Genomic DNA, 16,995 nt, shown 5'->3' on the forward strand with positions numbered 1-16,995 from the left:
TTATTCGGCGATCTGCAGTTCCCGCGCCTTGGTGTAGAAGTAGCGGATCTTCTCGTACTCGAAGGGCGAGTTGAGCTGGCCGTATCTCATGTCGGTCACGTACCTGAGGTTGATGCCGCGCAGCACCATGATCTCCGGATGACGACTGCTCTCGTCGCTGACGTTGAGGAAGTTGATCTGCGCCTCGGCGGCGAAGTCCACCGCCAGGCCACCGGTGTCGCGCAGGTTGGACGGGCCGAGGATCGGCAGCATCAGGAAGGGGCCGTCACCCACGCCATAGAAGCCCAGGGTCTGGCCGAAGTCTTCCGGCTGCTTGATCAGCCCGACGCGGGTCGCCGGATCCCACAGGCCGAACACCCCCACGGTGGTGTTGAGCAGCAGCCGGCCGGTGGTGTCCAGGGCGCGGCGGCCCTTGAACTGCAGCAGGCTGTTGAGCAGGTTGTTGACGTCGCCCAGGTTGCTGAAGAAATTGCTCACGCCCGAGCGGACGAAGCGCGGGGTGATATAGCGATAGCCATTGACCACCGGCAGCAGGACCCACTCGTCCAGCCGATAGTTGAAGTGGTAGACGTGGCGGTTCCAGGATTCGAAGGGGTCGTAGACGTCCAGTGCCACCAGTGACGCCCGTTCGAATTCGCGCTGGTCCAGCCCCGGGTTGTACTTGAGGGTCGACAGCGGATTGCTGAAGCCGTCGGCGCCCACGGGCGCGGCCGGCATGGTGTCCGAGCCGATGGTCAGGGAGGAGGAGGGCGGCGGGCTCGATTCGGCAGCGAATACCGAGGCACTGGCCATCAGGAGAAGAGCGAGCAGGGACTTAACCACGGGCGAAGAACTCCAGCATGGCGTTCGCGTTGACGCGGTAGTTGAGATTGCCGCAATGGCCGCCGTGGGGATAGACGGTCAAGCGATCGCCAAAGGTCTTGCGCAGGAAACCGAGGTCGCCCGGGCCGAGGATGATGTCGTCGGCATTGTGCATGACGCCGATCTTCGGGCTGCTCTTCAGATAGTCTTCCAGCGCGGTGAGGCTGGACTTGCGCGCCAGATCGTCGAGGTTCTGCCCCTTGAAGTTCTTTTGCCAGAACGGCATCACCTGCTCGGTCATGTAGCAGTCGAAGTCGCACTGCAGCGAACGGGCGAAGAAGCGCGTCAGGCTGGTGCCCTCGCTGATCGGGTAGGTCGGCGGGGTGATCAGGCCGCGACGGTTGATCAGGTCGGAGGTAAAGGCGATGTCGGCTGCCGAGAAGCGGAAGGACGAGCCGATCAGCATGGCCAGTTCTTCGTTGCTCAGCCGCTCCGGCGAGCGCTGGAAGTCGCGCACCACGGCGTCGTTGAAGTCGACGTAGCCCTTTTCCTGGAAGTAGCGGGTCAGCTTGGACAGGATCAGCTCGTAGAAGGTGCGGTTGTTGGTGACGCCCTTCACCTCGGTCTGCACCAGGCGATCCAGGTTGCGTACCGAGGTCAGCAGATTGACCGGCGGATTGACCATCAGCACCTTCTTGAAGTTGAAGCTGCGCTGGCTCTCGTCCAGGTAGGACACGAAGGCGGCGTCCAGGCCACCCAGGCTGTAGCCGGTCAGGTAGTAGTCGGTGACCGGCAGCTTGGGATGCTGGGCGCGCACCGCCTGCATGGCCCGATAGAGGTCCTCGGCATCGTGCGGGGTGTAGCCCGGGGTGGCCGTACGCGACACCGACACCATGAAGTCCCAGCTGGTGGGCGAAGACAGCTGCACCACGTGGTAGCCGGCCGCGTAATACAGCCGCTTGAGGTATTCCTGGGTGCTGGAGGAATAGTTGGCCCCGGTGCCGGCGATCAGGAAGATCAGCGGCGCAGGATGGTCCTGGCGGGCGAGGCGGTAGTGAAACTTCTTGACCGGCCAGAAGTTGCCAGGCAGCTGGTATTCCCGCTCCGGACGCAGGTTGAGACTGTAGTCATCCTGGTCGATGGTGCTTTCGGGCGGCAGCTCGGGGCGGAATTTTTCCGGCGTGGTGACGATGGTGGCTTCGAAAGGATTGACCAGTGGATAGCCATAGGTGGCGGCATCCACTTCGGCGGCCGCGTGCGCGGTACCCCAGAGGCCGGAAAACAGCGCGCCCAGCAGGGCGGCGACGCGCAACGGAAGACGCATGGACAGAGTCCTTTCAGAGGGCTTGAGAGCGTAGGTAAGACAACGACTCGCCGATAGGTTGCATCGGCAAGCGAAGGTTTATGCGAGGCGTCGATTACAGAGCGGTCGACGGGCTGCGTCAAGCGACATCGGATGTCGCGAAAAGTGCAGCTCTTGTCGCTAACCGGTCGTTATGCGTCGTCCAGGCGGTAGTGGCCATCTTGCATTGCCCGAATGATGGGGGTGGGGCAACCGCCCGACTTCCATAGCGAGAGGACTGCTGCATGAGCATGGTGAAGAAACTGTTGGGAATAGGACTCGGTGTTGCGCTGACCTCGGCCATGAGCCTGGCCCAGGCGGCCAAGCCGGAAATCACCATCGGCTATGTCGATGGCTGGGCCGATAGCGTGGCCACGACCCATACCGCAGCTGAAGTGATCCGCCAGAATCTGGGCTATGAGGTCAAGCTCATGCCGGTTGCCGCCGGCATCATGTGGCAGGGGGTCGCGCGCGGCAAGCTCGACGCCATGCTCTCCGCCTGGTTGCCGGTCACCCACGGCGCCTACTACGAGAAGATGAAGGACCAGGTGGTCGATCTGAACGTCAACACCCCCGACGCCAAGATCGGTCTGATCGTGCCGGAGTACGTCAAGGCCAACAGCATCGCCGATCTGCAGGCGCAGAAGGCCGACTTCGGCGGCCGGATCGTCGGTATCGACGCCGGTGCCGGGGTCATGCTCAAGGCCGACCAGGCGATCAAGGACTACGGTCTGGACTACAAGCTGGTGGCCAGTTCGGGCAGCGGCATGATCGCCGAGCTGACCCGGGCGGAAAAGGATCAGAAGCCGGTCGTGGTGACGGGCTGGGTGCCGCACTGGATGTTCGCCAAGTGGAAGCTCAAGTTCCTCGAAGATCCCAAGGGCGTGTTCGGTGGCTCCGAGCATGTGGACACTGTGGCCAACCCGGCCCTCGAAGCCAAGGCCAAGCCGGTCTGGGATTTCCTGAAGAAATTCGCCTGGCAGCCGGGTGAGGTGAACGAGGTGATGCTGGCCGTGGAAGAAGGCAAGAAGCCGGAAGAAGCCGCCAAGGCCTGGATCGCTGCCCATCCGGATCGCGTGAAGTCCTGGCTGCCCTGAGGGTTGGCCGAATGAAGAACGGGCCCCGCGGGGCCCGTTTTGCTAGCTGTGCAGCTGCTCGGCCGCGTACAGCGTGTTTTCCAGCAGGCAGGCCCGCGTCATGGGGCCGACGCCACCCGGGACCGGGGTGATCCAGCTGGCGCGTTCGCAGGCGCTTTCGTATTCGACGTCGCCGACCAGGCGGCCATCGGCCTGACGATTGATGCCGACGTCGATGACGATGGCGCCGGGCTTGATCCATTCACCCTTGACCAGTCCGGGCTTGCCCACGGCAACCACCACCAGGTCGGCCTGGCTGACATGGTGCTCGAGGGAGCGGGTGAACCTGTGGGTCACGGTGGTGGTGCAGCCGGCCAGCAGCAATTCCAGCGCCATGGGGCGGCCGACGATATTGGAGGCGCCGACGACCACCGCATCCAGACCATAGAGGTCGACGCCGGTGCTGTGCAGCAGGGTCATGATGCCCTTGGGCGTGCAGGGGCGCAGCTGGGGATTGCGCTGCGCCAGCCGGCCCAAATTGTAGGGGTGGAAGCCGTCCACGTCCTTGTCGGTGCGGATGCGCTCCAGCAACCCGGTGGCGTCCAGGTGGGCGGGGAGGGGCAGTTGCAGCAGGATGCCGTCGACGCCGGTGTCGTCATTCAGACGATCGATCAGGGCTTCCAGCTCGGCCTGGCTGGTAGTGGCCGGCAGGTCATGGGCATAGGAGTCGAAACCGACCTCTTCGCAGTCCTTGCGCTTGTGCGCCACATAGACGCGCGAGGCGGGATCGTCGCCGACCAGGATGACGGCGAGGCCAGGGGCGCGCAGTCCGGCGCTACGACGTTGAGAGACTCGCTGGGCAATATCCTGGCGCAGGCGGGCGGCAATGGACTTGCCGTCGATCAGTTGGGCGGTCATGGGCGATTTCTGGTGGTGACGGAAAAGGGTCGGCTATTTTCGCATGGACGGGCCCGCTCGCAACAGAGAAGCCTCTGCGGCGGCTAACTCATTCTTCTGCTTAAAAATTTTTAAAAAATTAGTTGACGGACCTGCGCGAGCTTTATAACATTCGCCCCGCTTGCCGAGCACAGCCCAAGTCACTGACAAGGGCCAGGCAAGAGGCTTCTCACCAAGGAAGTCTCTGCTAGGGCAGCTGCCGTAACAGGCGCCCGTAGCTCAGCTGGATAGAGCATCCGCCTTCTAAGCGGATGGTCGCAGGTTCGAGTCCTGCCGGGCGCGCCATTGGCGGTTCGGCGACGGCAAGCAGGTAAGATATGGTGGGCGTAGCTCAGTTGGTAGAGCACAGGATTGTGGCTCCTGGTGTCGTGGGTTCGATTCCCATCGTCCACCCCATATTTAGCGAACGCCAGACCTTGTGTCTGGCGTTCGTGTTTCAAGCGTCTCGCGGACGTGGTGGAATTGGTAGACACACCAGATTTAGGTTCTGGCGCCGCAAGGTGTGAGAGTTCGAGTCTCTCCGTCCGCACCAATCAAGATGCACAGCAAGAGACCGGCCCAGTGCCGGTTTTTTTGTGCCCGCGATTTAGCGGGCGGCCAGAGGATCGCTAGCGCCGGCGCCGGACCTCAGTGCAGATGCCGCAGCAGCGGCGCGCAGAGGGCGAAGGCCAACGAAGTGCCGAACAGCAGGGCCCGGGTCCAGCGTTGCGCGGTGCGCCTGTGGCACACGGGCGGCGGCGAGCCTGCCGTGGCGGACTGATCGATGGCGCTGTCGAACAGGGTGATCGAGCGGGTCAATTGGGTTCGCATGATCCGACCTCTTGCCGTATGCACTAATTGTTATTGGCACCTTCAAGATAATGCGCTGGGCGGGTAATGCAAGCTGCCTGGAGAGCCCGGACGAGTGGCGGCGGCGCCGCTGGCCGCGCAGCCGGTCAGGGACGGCCGCGCCCCAGGGCGGGTCTGGCAGGAGGTGGCGACCAACGGTCAGTTGAGTGTTGAGGTCAGCAGGAAGAAGGCGCCGCCGAGGGCTCCGCCACTGATCAGGACCAGGCTGATCAAGGCGCCGCCCACGAACTGGGCGATGTCATCACTGATTTCGTATTCCGCTTTCATGCTGGGCTCCAGAAGGTAGATGCCGCTACAGATAGCAACCGCGCGTTACAGCGCGACGACACCGGTCGCATCAAGGCTAGCTGTTCGCCCAGTTCAGCCAGAGCGTCTGTTCTTCGCTGAGCTGACCCACTTCGCGCAGCGCCTGTTCCAGGTCTTCGCGAACCCGGCGCTTGAGATCGGCGTTGAGATCGACCTGGGCGCTCTCCGCCAGCCGATCGGCGAGCGAGAGATCCGCACTGAGCTGGCGCAGGCGGGGCCCGATGAAATCCTTCTGCTGCATGAGCCGCTCCTATCTCCTGACGCTTCGGAGTGTGGCATGGGGGAGCTTCGACTGAACACAGGTGGGAAAAATATTGTCTGACTTGATTGGTCAAAAGTCGGACTTTCGGCAGCTCATGTCGTTTTCAGGTCCGAGATGTCAGCTTTATAGAGGGAAGAACAGATCATGAGCGGGAATTCGACGCGCAAGTTGCTGGTGCTGACCGCAGGTTTCGGCCTGCTGGTGATCGCCGCGGTGGCCACTACCCATCGCAGCGACTCGACCGGCAGCGAGCCGGCCGTGGTGGCCACCACCACGCCGCCGGTAGCGGCCCATGCACCCACCACGGGTACCCATCCCGTCGCCGACGAACACAAGCAGGATCTCGCGAGCTTCCTGGCCCAGGCAGCCCTGACGCCGTGCGGGTCCACCCTACCAGCGACCATCACCGACCCTGCCTGTCGCGCCGCCATCGAAACCCATGCGCGGCGCGCCGGCTATGGCGACGACGAGGTGGCGGCCTATCTGAATGCCCACCAGGGCCGATGATCCCCTGGTTTAGCGTTTTCGGTTATAAGCAAAGACTCTTTTCATATAGGTCGGCATAACCTGAGTGGTTATTCTGTGCGGCCGCAAGATGAGCCGACAACGGCAATTGGGGCTGTAATGGAAGTAGGGTCGATGGGCTTCGTGGTCGCGGGGCTGGTGGTTGGCTTCATCGTCGGCATGACAGGGGTGGGCGGTGGCTCGCTGATGACGCCCATCCTGCTCTGGTTCGGGATCAATCCGGCCGCAGCGGTGGGGACCGATCTGCTCTATGCCGCCATCACCAAGGCGGGCGGCGTCTTCGTCCACCAGCGCAATAGCAACATCGACTGGAAGGTGACCGGTTGGCTGGCCGCCGGCAGCGTGCCCGCGGCGGCCCTGACGCTGCTCGCCCTGGCCCTGCTACCCGGTGATCAGCAGGCGACCAATACACTGATCAAGCATGCCCTCGGCATCGTGTTGCTGCTGACGGCCCTGGCCATCCTGTTCAAAAAGCAGATCTTCGTCTTTGCCAGCCGCCATGCCGGCGACAGATTCCACCTGAGCGCCGGGCGGCTCAATGCCCTGACGGTCCTGACCGGCGCGGTACTGGGCTTCATGGTGACCCTGACCTCCATCGGCGCGGGTGCCCTGGGTACGGTGGCGCTCTTTCTGCTCTATCCGCTGATGGCGACCCGGCGTCTGGTCGGCACCGAGATCGCCCATGCGGTCCCCCTGACACTGGTGGCAGGGCTGGGACACGCCGGCCTGGGCAATCTGGACTGGCATGTCCTGGGCTTTCTGTTGCTGGGTTCGCTGCCGGGCATCTTCCTGGGCAGTCATCTCTCCGGACGGGTACCGGACGCTGTCCTGCGGCCCTGCCTGGCGGTCATGCTGCTGGTCATAGGCACCAAGCTGGTGGTCTGAACCTAGATGGAAAACTTAAGGTCGTTCATCGGACGACTACTGGCGATCCGCTAGTGCAAAACATCTCTAGGATAGGCGGTATTAAAACTGTTATCGCGATTGCCGATAACCTGATCGCCGAGTCCTTTCCTGGAGCTGTCCCATGTCCTCCGCCACTGCCGAATTCGCCGCTGTTGACGATGCCTCTGCCTATCACGTGCTGCGCCAGGCGCTGGACCGCTCCCTGGCGGTGATCGAATTCGATCTGCAGGGCAATGTGCTGCACGCCAACGACAACTTCCTGGAGACCTTCGGCTATCGTCTCGAGGAGATCAGTGGGCGGCATCACCGGCTGTTCTGCCCGCCCGGGGTAGCGGAAAGCGACGACTATCAGGACTTCTGGGCAACGCTGGGGCGCGGCGAATTCCATAGCGGCGTCTATCGCCGCAGGCACAAGGACGGCAGCCTGAAGTGGATCCGCGCCACCTACAATCCGTTGCTGGATGCGCAAGGGCGCCCGCAGCGCATCATCAAGTTCGCCACCGACATTACCGAGGCGCGCCTGCAGGCGGTCGAGTACGAGGGCAAGATCGAGGCCATCCATCGTTCCCAGGCGGTGATCGAATTCGATCTGCAGGGCAACGTGCTCTGGGCCAACGACAATTTCCTTGGCATGACCGGCTATGCGCTGGACGAGCTGCGCGGGCGTCATCACAGCCTGATGTGCCCGGCCGACTATGCGCGCTCGGCGGAATACGCCCTGCTGTGGAATCGCCTGGGGCAGGGCGTCTTCGATACCGGCGTCTACAAGCGCATCCGCCGCGATGGCCGGCCGATCTGGATCCAGGCCACCTACAACCCCATCCTCGACAGCGACGGTAGGCCCTACAAGGTGGTGAAGTTCGCCACCGATGTCACCGATGCGCAACTGCAGGCCGCGGAGTTCGAAGGCAAGATGGCCGCCATCGATCGTGCCCAGGCGGTGATCGAATTCGATCTGCACGGCAATATCCTGACCGCCAACGAGAATTTCCTGTCGGCCATGGGTTACAGCCTGGACGAGGTGCGCGGCAAGCATCACCGGATCTTCTGTGAACCCGAGCTTGCCCGCTCACCGGGCTATCGGCTGTTCTGGGAGAAGCTCGGCCGCGGCGACTTCGATACCGGGCTGTACAAGAGACGCGCCAGCGACGGCCGCCAGGTGTGGATCCAGGCCACCTACAACCCTATCCTCGATGCCGAGGGCAAGCCGTACAAGGTGGTCAAGTTCGCCAGCGACGTCACCGAGAGTCAGCTGCGCAACAGCGACTACGAAGGCAAGGTGGCGGCCATCGACCGCTCCCAGGCCATCGCCGAGTTCTCCCTCGACGGCACGGTAATCACCGCCAACCGCAACTTCCTGCTTGCCCTGGGTTACCAGGCCGATGAAGTGGTGGGCAAGCACCACCGCATCTTCTGTCCCGACGACTATGCCCGTTCCGCGGAGTACCGGCTGTTCTGGGATAAATTGGCGCGGGGCGAATTCGACGCCGGGGTGTACAAGAGACGCAACAGCCGGGGCGAGGAGATCTGGATCCAGGCCACCTACAACCCGATCTTCGACGCCGACGGCAAGCCGTGCAAGGTGGTGAAGTTCGCCGTGGACATCACCGAGAGCCAGATTCGCAACAGCGACTATGCGGGCAAGGTGGCGGCCGTCGACCGCGGCCAGGCGGTGATCGAATTCGACCTGACCGGCAAGATCCTCGAAGCCAACCGCAACTTCCTGGCGACCCTGGGTTATCGCCTGGAAGAGATCCGCGGCCAGCATCACCGCATCTTCTGCGAGGCGGAGCACGTCGCCTCCGGCGAATACCGCGAGTTCTGGGCGCGGCTGGCCCAGGGCGAGGTGTTTGGCGGACGCTTCATGCGGCTGAGCAAGTTCGGCCAGCGCATCTGGATCCAGGCCACCTACAACCCCATCTTCGACGCCGACGGTCAGGTGCACAAGGTGGTGAAGTTCGCCACCGATATCACGCGCCAGGTGGAGCTGGAGCAGCACCTGCGGCAGAAGATCGAGCAGATGAATCTCTCGCTGCATGCCCTGACCCGCTCCATCAACCAGATCGCCGAGACCACCGACGACGCCAACCGCATGGCTCGACGCACCCTGGAGGAAGCCGAGCGCGGCTCCCTGACCCTGGGCCGCTCGCTGGACGCCATGGAGGCCATAGGCACCACCGCCGGGGGCATCCAGGACATCGTTCAGGTGATCAGCGACATCGCCAACCAGACCAACATGCTGGCCTTCAACGCCGCCATCGAGGCGGCCCGCGCCGGCGAACACGGACTGGGCTTCTCGGTGGTGGCCGACGAGGTGCGCAAGCTGGCCGAGAAGTCGTCCCAGGCGACCAAGGAGATCAACAAGCTGATCCTGGAGTCGGTCAAGAGCATCGCCCAGGGCAGCGAGATCTCGCGCAGCGTGGGCGAGGCCTTTGGCCTGATCGCCGAAGGGGTGGGCAAGACCCAGCAGTCCATCGAGGCCATCAACGGCTCCACCGCGGCCCAGCTCGAGGATGCGGCGCGGGTCAATCAACTGATCCAGGAGCTGGACGCGGCCACCACGCTCACGCCGGTGACCGGGGGAGCGCGATCGTGACCGCGATCCAGGGCGTCGTGCGGATCGGCGAACTGGAAGTCGCCCTGTCCGCCCAGGCCCTGGAACGCGTGGTGCCCTGGCCGGAGCGCCTGGCCCCTCATCCGAGTCCGGTGCCCTGGCTGCTCGGCCTCTTCGAGCTGGGCGGCCAGCCGCTGCCGCTGGTGGACGGTCATCGCCTGCTGGGGCTGCCGGCGGGCGAGGGCGAGCGGCGGATCGCCGTGATCCGCCAGGGCGGTGGACGCTTCGGCCTGGCCATCGATGGCGTGGTGGATCTCCTCGGTCTGGCGGATGACGTCATCGTACGGTTGCATGGGGCGCCTGGACGCCTGCTGGGGCGGGTGTACCTGCGCCCGGACAGCGGTCGGCTGGTGCACCTGCTGGACCTGGACGCCCTGGCCGCCTTGCCGGGCTTCGAGGTCAGTGCCGACGTGCCGTCGACGCGGCAGCAGGTTGCCCGCGGCAAGGAAGGGGAGCGCCTCTATCTGCTGTTCGAGTGCGACGGGCGCCGCCTGTGCCTGGACGCGGCGGTGGTGCAGGAGCTGGTGGATCGACCGCAACTGACCCCCAGCGAATTCGCCAGCGACAGCTGTCGCCACCAGGTGCAGCTGCGGGGCCAGGCCCTGCCGGTGCTGGAGCTGTCCGAGCTGCTCGGCCTGGCCACGCCGGCGAACGGTCACCATGAGCAGCTGCTGGTGCTGGCGGCGGGTGACCAGGGCCAGTATCGGGTCGCCTTCGGTTTCCAGCGGCTGCTTGGCATGTGGCGCCGGGATCCGGCGCAGTGTGCGCCACTGCTGGGCTTTGGCCTGGAGCAGCCGGCGCTGTTGCGTGGGGTATTCAGCGCCGCGGACGGCGAGGCGGCAATCGTGATCGATCATCTGGCCCTGGGGTGCCAGGAGGCGGCGGTCGCCTATGCGCGGATCTATCGCACCGATCGCGACCTGTTGCGCGAAAAGCGCCGCCAGGTGCGACGTCAGCCGTGCCTGACCTTTCTCGCCGAACTGCTGTTCGCCGTACCGCTGGAGCAGGTGGCCGAGGTCCTGCCGCTGCCGGCGCACTTCCTGCGCCTCGGTCAGCGGGATCCGCGGCTGCTGGGGGTGATGGAGGTCCGCGGCCAGCAGATCACCCTGGTGTGCCTGCGCACCCTCGCCGGCGCGGTGGCGATCGCTCCCGGCCCCGGCGATCAGGTGATCGTGGTGGAAGGGCAGCGCCAGCGCCTGGGCTTCGTGGTGCAGCGGGTGGAGGCTATCGAGGCCTTTACCGAATTGCGCGCCGATGCCCTGGCGCGCAGCTGGCAGTTGCCGGGTGAGGGCGGAGCGGTGCCGGCGCAGCGGGCGCAGAGCTGGGTAGGGGTAGGGGCTCCGGGCAACAGTCGCCAGGCGACCCTGATCGACCTCGGCGCCCTGGCACGGCGCCTGGAAGGCCAGCCACGCCAGACCCTGCCGGAGCCCTTGGCCGCGGCGATCTGACCTACCGCCCGTCGCTTCGCTGAGCGGTCGGGTAACGGATCTCCGGCCCGCTGGTCCGGCGCTGCCGGGCGCCATCATCGAAGCGGCAGCGGCAGGCTAGAGCCGCTCGGGTTTTCCCTCCGATGCCAGGCTGGGTGCGCGATCGGCGCTGTTGTTGCCGGCTCGGGAGCCAGGCGTTCATCAGCACCCGGTCAAGAAATCCCGCGGCGCGTCGAACCAGAGAAAGACACAACTTTCCTGGGTGATCCCATGTTCAACGCCGCACTCAAACGTCGCATCGCCGAACTCGAAGCCGAACTGTCCGAGCACCGCCAGGTGAGCGCGGCCTTCCATCAGGATTCGCTGCATCTGCTGCTGGACGCCCAGGGCCGGATCGAGGATTTCAACGAGAACTTCGCGCTCTGCCTAGGCTACGCCCCCGGCAGTCTGACCGGGCGCAATCTGGACGACATCATTCCGGACTACGTGAAGAAGCTGGTCTGCTACGGCGACCTGAAACGCAGCTTCAGCGAAGGCCGCCAGGCCAGTGGCATCTATCGGCTGCTGCGCGGAACGGGCGGCGTCGCCTGGCTCTATGCGATCTGGACGCCAGTGCGCGATAGCCAGGGCCAGGTCAAGCAGATCCGCTGCTATGCCTATGACCGTACCGAGCAGGTGGAGACCTCCACGGAACACTCGGGCATCATCAATGCGCTGCTGAGATCCACCGCGGTGATCGAATTCAACCTGTCCGGCGAGGTGCTGACCGCCAACGAGCGCTTCCTGCAGGGCATGGGCTATTCGCTGGCGCAGATCGTCGGCAAGCACCACCGGATGTTCTGCACCCGTGAAGAGGCTGAGTCGGCCGACTATCGCGCCTTCTGGGAACGGCTCAATCGCGGCGACTACGTGGCCAGCCGCTTCAAGCGCATCGACAGCCATGGCCGTACCGTCTGGCTGGAAGCCTCATACAACCCGGTACTCAACACCCGTGGCGAGCTGTACAAGGTCATCAAGTTCGCCACCGTCATCACCGATCAGGTGGAACAGGAACTGGCGGTGGCCGAGGCCGCGCGGGTCGCCTTCGACATCTCCCAGACCACCGACGAAAGCGCCCGCCAGGGCGCGGCGGTGGTGCAGGACACGGTCGCGGTGATGACCCGCATCGCCGACGAGATCCAGGTCGCCGCCAATGGCATCGAGGACCTCGGCAAGCAGTCGCTGGTGATCAGCGCCATCGTCAAGACCATCAGCGGCATCGCCGAGCAGACCAATCTGCTGGCGCTCAACGCCGCCATCGAAGCCGCCCGGGCCGGCGAGCAGGGGCGCGGCTTCGCGGTGGTGGCGGACGAGGTCCGGCAACTGGCCGGGCGCACCAGCAAGGCCACCGAGGAGATCGTCGGCGTGGTGCAGCAGAACCAGCAACTGGCGCAGACGGCGGTCAGCAACATGGCCGCCAGTCGCCAGCAGGCGGAGCAGGGGCTGCACCTGGCCAGCAACGCCGGGGTGCGCATCACCGAGATCCAGGAGGGCGCCCGCCAGGTGGTGGGCGCGGTCAGCCAGTTCGCCCGCCGGCTGAGTTAAGGCTGAGCGTCCCAGCCGGGGGCGCTGTACCACGCATAACCGGCCGCATCCAGCTCCAGCCAGCGGCCCTGGTGGATGACCATCCGGGTCGCCACCTCCGGGCTGGCCAGGCCGATGGCCACCAGCAGGCTGCGGATCAGGGCGCCGTGGGCCACCAGCAGGGTGGGACCCTGGAGTTCTTCCAGCAGGGGGCGCACCCGTTCGGCGGCATCGGCATAGCTTTCGCCACCGGGCACCCTAAAGGTATAGGGCTCGGCCATGCGCCGGGCGTGCTGCTCGGGATAGCGCTGGGCGATGGTCGGCATGTCCAGGCCTTCCCAGTCGCCAAAGGCCTTTTCCGCCAGGCGCGCATCGCGGCCCAGGCTGAGCGGCGCACCGGGCAGCTGCGCCAGGATCAGATCGAGGGTTTCGCTGACGCGCTGCAGCGGACTGCTCAGGCAGGTGAAGCGAGAGACGTCGAGGCGTTCGCGCAGGGCCAGGCCCACGGCCTCGGCCTGGGCCCGGCCACGGGCGTTGAGCGGTATGTCCTGGCGACCCTGGAGGCGGCCGCTGGCATTCCAGTCGGTTTCGCCGTGACGGATCACCAGCAAGGGAGCGGGGAAGGGCAAGGGCATCAGTCCAGGGCCGTGGGTAGGGTGAGAAGGAAACGCAGGCGGCCGTCATCCAGCCGCGCGATCAGGCTGCCGCCATGGCCGCGGGCGACCTCCTGGGCGAGGTAGAGGCTCAGCTCCAGGCGGGCGGGCTGTTCAGGCGTGGCCTGGCTCAGCGCCGGCTGGAACACCTGGCTCAGGCTGCCAGGATCCACCACGGCGGTGCGGCTTTCCACGGCCAGGCTGTAGCAGCGTTCCTGGATCAGGCCGCGTAATAGCAGGGTACCGCCGGGGGGATTGCGGCAAGCGACCCACTCCAGCAGCGCGCCCACGGCCTGTAGCAGGCGCGGCAGATCGAGGCGCAGCGCGGCGGGTAGCTCCGGCAGCTCGCTGCCCAGGGTCTGGTCGGGAAAACGGGCCTGCAGCGTGGCGAGCAGGTTGAGCAGACGCTCGTTGACGCCCTCCACCAAGTTCAGTTTCAGCGGCAGGCCGTGGCCGAGACGCACACGGACGAAATCGGCGGCCGCAGCGCTGCGTTCAGCCAGGCGCCGGGCCTCGGCCTGCCAGGGCTCGGCTTGTGCGGCGCTCGTGGGCAGGTCCTGCGCGGCCAGCGCCTGGAGCGGACGCCGCAGGTCTTCTTCCAGCAGCACCAGCAGTTGCTCGCGCAGCGGTGTGAGATCGAGGTCGCCACGCGCGCCGGGGCTCGCCTCGCGACGCTGTTCTTCCCGGGCGAGCAATTCCCCCAGCAGACGGGCGAAGCCGTCCAGGGTGTCGATCACCGGGCGCTGCTCCAGCCGCGGTGCGGGCTGGGGATCGAAGGCGCACAGCGTGCCGAAGAAGGTGCCATTGGGCCGGAACACCGGGACCGACAGATAGCTCTTCCAGCCATAGAGGCCGGGCGCCGGATGGTCGCAGTAAGTAGGGTTCTGGGTCACATCGCTGATGATCACGGCGTCGTGGGAGGAGCGCACGTGATTGCACAGGGTGGATTCGAGATCCAGTTCGGCGCCGGCTTGCAGGCCGAAGGCGATGCGATCCTCCACCGCGCAGGCGATCCAGCGCTGCTCGGTGACCTCGGCCACGGTGGCGACCCCGAGGCCGCTGATGTCGCAGACCACGCGCAGGAGCGCCGCGACGGAATCCAGGGACGTCAGCAGCTCGACGCTTTCGACGGTGCTGGAGGGTTGGCTGGGCATGGCGCGGTAGTTCTCTTACGGACAGGGCCTGAACGCTAGGCCAAGAGACGGCGGAGAGCAACCGTCAGGCCGCAGAGCCAGCCGCCAGGCCGATGCCGTCTAGCCGATCAGATCGGTGGCGTAGGCCAGCACCGTGAGGCAGAGCAGCAGCAACAGCAGGTTGGCCGGGGTAATGCTTTTCATTGGGGAGATCCTCTCACGCAAGGGCTGTTCCTTGTCCAGGTACGCCTGGGACTGCCATGCCGGTGCTGGGGATCTCGGGGGGTGGAGCGGGTAGGTTCATCTCTGCGTCTCGATACTGCTGGCAAAGGACAGGACTCGGAACGCCACTGTCGCCGTTCGTTCAGCCGCCGGCAGAGGAGGTGCGACATCTGGTCGAAGCGGCAGTGCGAGCGGTTCGCAGTTGCCAAGCGGCGGGCGAGTGGGTAGCGTGGCGCCCCATGCGAACCTTCCTTTGCCCCATCAGCGCCTATTACTCCTACCTGACCAATATCGGGTGGTAGGTACTGCGCTGCATGACCGAATCGCCCAGGGCGGCTCGGTCAAGGCAACTTCTCCCGGTCTCCCAGGCACCGTCCAGCCACAGGAGACCCCATGGACAGCACCACGCAAGACCTGCTCGCCACCCTCGAAGCCCGCGGCTTCGTCCATCAGACCACTGACCGTGACGGCCTCGCCCGCGCCTTTGCCAGCGGCCCGGTGACCGGCTATCTCGGCTTCGACGCCACCGCCGACAGCCTCCACGTCGGCCATCTGCAGGGCCTGATGCTGATGCGCTGGCTACAGCGCGCCGGCCATCCCATCCTGCTACTGATCGGCGGCGCCACCACCCGCATCGGCGATCCCAGCTTTCGCGACAGCAGCCGCCCGGTGCTCACCGACGGCCAGATCGCCCTGAACATGGCGGGCATCGCCAAGGCCTTCCACCGCTACCTGGAGGTCGGCGATGGCCACGGTCGCGCCCAGGTGGTGGACAACGCCGAATGGCTCGACGGCCTCGGCTACCTGAATTTCCTCGGCGCCGTGGGTCGGCACTTTTCCATCAATCGACTGCTGACCTTCGATGCCATCAGGAATCGCCTTGATCGCGAGCACTCGCTGTCCTTCGAGGAATTCGGCTACACCCTCCTGCAGGCCTACGACTTCGTCGAGTTGTCGCGCCGTTACGGCTGCACCCTGCAACTGGGCGGCGCGGACCAGTGGGCCAACATCATCAATGGCGTGGAGCTGTCACGCCGGCAGGGTGGCCCTCAGCTCCATGGCCTGACCATGCCACTGCTGGCCACCCGTGACGGCCGCAAGATGGGCAAGTCGGCTCAGGGCGCGGTCTGGCTCAACGAGGAGCGGCTGTCGGCCTTCGACTTCTGGCAATTCTGGCGCAATTGCGACGATGCCGACGTCGAGCGTTTCCTGGCGCTGTTTACCGAGCTGCCGCTGGACGAGGTACGGCGGCTGGCGGCCCTGGGCGGCGCGGAGATCAATCTGGCCAAGACCGTGCTGGCCAACGAGGCGACCCGCCTGGCCCACGGCGAGGCCGCCCAGCGCGCGGCCGAGGCGGCGGCCGCCGAGGTCTTCGCCGACCGGGACGGCGGTGGTCGCTTGCCGACGCTCGCCCTGAGCCGCCAGCAGCTCGAGGCGGGTGTCAGCCTGGTCGAGCTGCTGGTGCAGACCGGTGTGCAGCCGTCGCGCAGTGCGGTCCGCCGGCTGGCGGAAGGCGGTGGCCTGCGCCTGGACGAACTGCCCGTATCCGATCCCGATGTGCGGCTCACGGCGAGCGATGTCGGTCGACGGGTAAGTCTGGGCAAGAAGCGGCATCTGCGCATCACAGCGGTGGACTGAGGAGAAGGCGATGAAGGTCTGGGTGATAGGCGCCTCGCGGGGCATAGGACTGGGGCTGGTCGAGCGCTACCTGGGTCGTGGCGACCAGGTGCTGGCGCTGGTACGAACACCGAATGCGGCGCTGGACGCCCTGGCGGCGACCACCGCAGGGCGGCTGCGGGTGGTGACCGGCGATCTCTGCGATCCCGAGCTGGGCACGCGACTGCTGAGCGAAAGCCGCGATGAGCCGCTGGATCGGCTGATCGTCAATGCCGGCATCATGGGGCCGACAGAGGAGGAGGGGCAGCGGGCGACCGCCGCAGAGCTGGGCGAGCTGTTCCTGACCAATGCCGTGGCGCCGCTGCGGCTGCTGGAGGCCCTGGCGCCGCGGATGGCTGCGGCGGGAGTGGCGGCCTGCCTGAGTTCGCAGATGGGTAGCGTCAGCCTGGCACGGGCCGCCGACATGCCGCTCTATGGCGCCAGCAAGGCGGCGCTCAACAGCCTGTTGCAGAGCTGGGTCGCCGGGCAGCAACCCGCCTTCGCCGTGCTGGCGCTGCACCCGGGTTGGGTGCGTACCGCCTTGGGCGGGGCCGGCGCGCCGGTCGAGGTGGCCGCTAGCGTTGCCGGTCTGGTAGCGACGATCGAGGCGCGGGCCGGCCAGCGCGGCTGTGCCTTTCTCGACTACCAGGGCCAGGCCCTGCCCTGGTGAGCAGGGGGCCGGATCGCTCAGTGCGGCTGAGCG

General features: G+C 65.7%; 15 protein-coding genes, 3 tRNA genes and 3 pseudogenes. 13 read left to right on the forward strand and 8 right to left on the reverse strand.

Annotated features, from left to right (window positions below; translation table 11 throughout):
* Complete coding sequence (locus PSK12I2_RS0105990; protein WP_223855461.1) at positions 1 to 717, reverse strand: VacJ family lipoprotein; 717 nt, start codon at positions 715 to 717, stop codon at positions 1 to 3.
* Between the two features lie 97 nt (positions 718 to 814).
* A complete protein-coding gene (locus PSK12I2_RS0105995; protein WP_027597678.1) occupies positions 815 to 2,125 on the reverse strand; it encodes an alpha/beta fold hydrolase in 1,311 nt (436 codons plus the stop codon).
* Between the two features lie 269 nt (positions 2,126 to 2,394).
* Here PSK12I2_RS0105995 and PSK12I2_RS0106000 point away from each other — a divergent pair, with 269 nt between their 5' ends.
* Entirely contained in the window at positions 2,395 to 3,240 is an 846-nt protein-coding gene (locus PSK12I2_RS0106000; protein ID WP_371099721.1) for a glycine betaine ABC transporter substrate-binding protein, read from the forward strand.
* Positions 3,241 to 3,282: 42 nt separating this feature from the next.
* Here the strand turns inward: PSK12I2_RS0106000 and folD are convergent, their stop codons facing one another.
* Positions 3,283 to 4,137: a bifunctional methylenetetrahydrofolate dehydrogenase/methenyltetrahydrofolate cyclohydrolase FolD gene (folD, locus tag PSK12I2_RS0106005; RefSeq protein ID WP_007162183.1), complete on the reverse strand. Its 855-nt coding sequence runs from the start codon at positions 4,135 to 4,137 to the stop codon at positions 3,283 to 3,285.
* A 247-nt stretch (positions 4,138 to 4,384) separates the two neighbouring features.
* Here folD and PSK12I2_RS0106010 point away from each other — a divergent pair.
* The 3 genes from PSK12I2_RS0106010 (at position 4,385) to PSK12I2_RS0106020 (ending at position 4,708) form a co-directional block, all read left to right on the forward strand.
* Positions 4,385 to 4,461, forward strand: a tRNA-Arg gene (locus PSK12I2_RS0106010).
* A gap of 35 nt (positions 4,462 to 4,496) precedes the next feature.
* A tRNA-His gene (locus PSK12I2_RS0106015) sits at positions 4,497 to 4,572 on the forward strand.
* 51 nt (positions 4,573 to 4,623) lie between these two features.
* Positions 4,624 to 4,708: transfer RNA gene (locus PSK12I2_RS0106020), tRNA-Leu, on the forward strand.
* Positions 4,709 to 4,803: 95 nt separating this feature from the next.
* On the opposite strand, the gene PSK12I2_RS0106025 is transcribed toward PSK12I2_RS0106020, so the two are convergent.
* The 3 genes from PSK12I2_RS0106025 to PSK12I2_RS0106035 form a co-directional block, all read right to left on the reverse strand.
* Entirely contained in the window at positions 4,804 to 4,986 is a 183-nt protein-coding gene (locus PSK12I2_RS0106025) for a hypothetical protein (protein ID WP_007162184.1), read from the reverse strand.
* 177 nt (positions 4,987 to 5,163) lie between these two features.
* A complete protein-coding gene (locus tag PSK12I2_RS25195) occupies positions 5,164 to 5,292 on the reverse strand; it encodes a hypothetical protein (protein WP_007162185.1) in 129 nt (42 codons plus the stop codon).
* 76 nt (positions 5,293 to 5,368) lie between these two features.
* Positions 5,369 to 5,572 carry a hypothetical protein gene (locus PSK12I2_RS0106035; RefSeq protein WP_007162186.1) on the reverse strand — a complete coding sequence of 68 codons (204 nt, stop codon included), beginning with the start codon at positions 5,570 to 5,572 and terminating at the stop codon, positions 5,369 to 5,371.
* Positions 5,573 to 5,737: 165 nt separating this feature from the next.
* On the opposite strand from PSK12I2_RS0106035, the gene PSK12I2_RS0106040 reads away from it, so the two are divergent.
* The 7 genes and pseudogenes from PSK12I2_RS0106040 to PSK12I2_RS25435 form a co-directional block, all read left to right on the forward strand.
* Entirely contained in the window at positions 5,738 to 6,100 is a 363-nt protein-coding gene (locus PSK12I2_RS0106040; RefSeq protein ID WP_007162187.1) for a hypothetical protein, read from the forward strand.
* Between the two features lie 117 nt (positions 6,101 to 6,217).
* A complete protein-coding gene (locus tag PSK12I2_RS0106045) occupies positions 6,218 to 7,003 on the forward strand; it encodes a sulfite exporter TauE/SafE family protein (RefSeq protein WP_027597679.1) in 786 nt (261 codons plus the stop codon).
* 142 nt (positions 7,004 to 7,145) lie between these two features.
* Positions 7,146 to 7,532, forward strand: a pseudogene (locus PSK12I2_RS25425) (PAS domain-containing protein); the annotation flags it as partial.
* Positions 7,530 to 9,620, forward strand: coding sequence for a PAS domain-containing methyl-accepting chemotaxis protein (locus PSK12I2_RS0106050; protein WP_371100360.1), 2,091 nt, complete (start codon positions 7,530 to 7,532; stop codon positions 9,618 to 9,620). The pseudogene PSK12I2_RS25425 and the gene PSK12I2_RS0106050, both read left to right, overlap by 3 nt.
* The gene (locus PSK12I2_RS0106055; RefSeq protein ID WP_027597681.1) at positions 9,617 to 11,086 is read left to right on the forward strand and encodes a chemotaxis protein CheW; all 1,470 of its coding nucleotides are present in this window, start codon (positions 9,617 to 9,619) and stop codon (positions 11,084 to 11,086) included. Before PSK12I2_RS0106050 ends, PSK12I2_RS0106055 begins: the two co-directional genes overlap by 4 nt.
* A 249-nt stretch (positions 11,087 to 11,335) precedes the next feature.
* Positions 11,336 to 12,106: pseudogene (locus PSK12I2_RS25430) on the forward strand (PAS domain-containing protein); the annotation flags it as partial.
* A 105-nt stretch (positions 12,107 to 12,211) separates the two neighbouring features.
* Positions 12,212 to 12,649: pseudogene (locus tag PSK12I2_RS25435) on the forward strand (methyl-accepting chemotaxis protein); the annotation flags it as partial.
* Here PSK12I2_RS25435 and PSK12I2_RS0106065 read toward each other — a convergent pair.
* The gene (locus PSK12I2_RS0106065; protein ID WP_177324637.1) at positions 12,646 to 13,257 is read right to left on the reverse strand and encodes a histidine phosphatase family protein; all 612 of its coding nucleotides are present in this window, start codon (positions 13,255 to 13,257) and stop codon (positions 12,646 to 12,648) included. The pseudogene PSK12I2_RS25435 and the gene PSK12I2_RS0106065 overlap by 4 nt on opposite strands.
* A 5-nt stretch (positions 13,258 to 13,262) precedes the next feature.
* Positions 13,263 to 14,435, reverse strand: a complete 1,173-nt coding sequence (locus PSK12I2_RS0106070) for a GAF domain-containing protein (RefSeq protein WP_027597684.1) — start codon at positions 14,433 to 14,435, stop codon at positions 13,263 to 13,265.
* Positions 14,436 to 15,029: 594 nt separating this feature from the next.
* On the opposite strand from PSK12I2_RS0106070, the gene tyrS reads away from it, so the two are divergent.
* Complete coding sequence (tyrS, locus tag PSK12I2_RS0106080) at positions 15,030 to 16,274, forward strand: tyrosine--tRNA ligase (RefSeq protein WP_027597685.1); 1,245 nt, start codon at positions 15,030 to 15,032, stop codon at positions 16,272 to 16,274.
* A gap of 10 nt (positions 16,275 to 16,284) precedes the next feature.
* Positions 16,285 to 16,962 (forward strand): SDR family oxidoreductase, encoded by a 678-nt coding sequence (locus tag PSK12I2_RS0106085; protein ID WP_027597686.1) that lies wholly within the window; start codon positions 16,285 to 16,287, stop codon positions 16,960 to 16,962.
* The last annotated feature ends 33 nt before the right edge of the window (positions 16,963 to 16,995 follow it).

Origin of the sequence: Pseudomonas sp. MOIL14HWK12:I2 (assembly GCF_000510745.1) — a bacterium.
Taxonomy (GTDB): Bacteria; Pseudomonadota; Gammaproteobacteria; order Pseudomonadales; family Pseudomonadaceae; genus Chryseomonas; species Chryseomonas oryzihabitans.

Bases quoted from the DNA above. Each gene is read 5' to 3' on its own strand.
- folD (WP_007162183.1), bottom strand. From the start codon at position 4,137: ATGACCGCCCAACTGATCGACGGCAAGTCCATTGCCGCCCGCCTGCGC.
- PSK12I2_RS0106045 (WP_027597679.1), top strand. From the start codon at position 6,218: ATGGAAGTAGGGTCGATGGGCTTCGTGGTCGCGGGGCTGGTGGTTGGC.
- PSK12I2_RS25195 (WP_007162185.1), bottom strand. From the start codon at position 5,292: ATGAAAGCGGAATACGAAATCAGTGATGACATCGCCCAGTTCGTGGGC.
- PSK12I2_RS0106000 (WP_371099721.1), top strand. From the start codon at position 2,395: ATGGTGAAGAAACTGTTGGGAATAGGACTCGGTGTTGCGCTGACCTCG.
- PSK12I2_RS0106085 (WP_027597686.1), top strand. From the start codon at position 16,285: ATGAAGGTCTGGGTGATAGGCGCCTCGCGGGGCATAGGACTGGGGCTG.
- tyrS (WP_027597685.1), top strand. From the start codon at position 15,030: ATGGACAGCACCACGCAAGACCTGCTCGCCACCCTCGAAGCCCGCGGC.
- PSK12I2_RS0106070 (WP_027597684.1), bottom strand. From the start codon at position 14,435: ATGCCCAGCCAACCCTCCAGCACCGTCGAAAGCGTCGAGCTGCTGACG.
- PSK12I2_RS0105990 (WP_223855461.1), bottom strand. From the start codon at position 717: ATGCCGGCCGCGCCCGTGGGCGCCGACGGCTTCAGCAATCCGCTGTCG.
- PSK12I2_RS0105995 (WP_027597678.1), bottom strand. From the start codon at position 2,125: ATGCGTCTTCCGTTGCGCGTCGCCGCCCTGCTGGGCGCGCTGTTTTCC.
- PSK12I2_RS0106035 (WP_007162186.1), bottom strand. From the start codon at position 5,572: ATGCAGCAGAAGGATTTCATCGGGCCCCGCCTGCGCCAGCTCAGTGCG.
- PSK12I2_RS0106025 (WP_007162184.1), bottom strand. From the start codon at position 4,986: ATGCGAACCCAATTGACCCGCTCGATCACCCTGTTCGACAGCGCCATC.
- PSK12I2_RS0106040 (WP_007162187.1), top strand. From the start codon at position 5,738: ATGAGCGGGAATTCGACGCGCAAGTTGCTGGTGCTGACCGCAGGTTTC.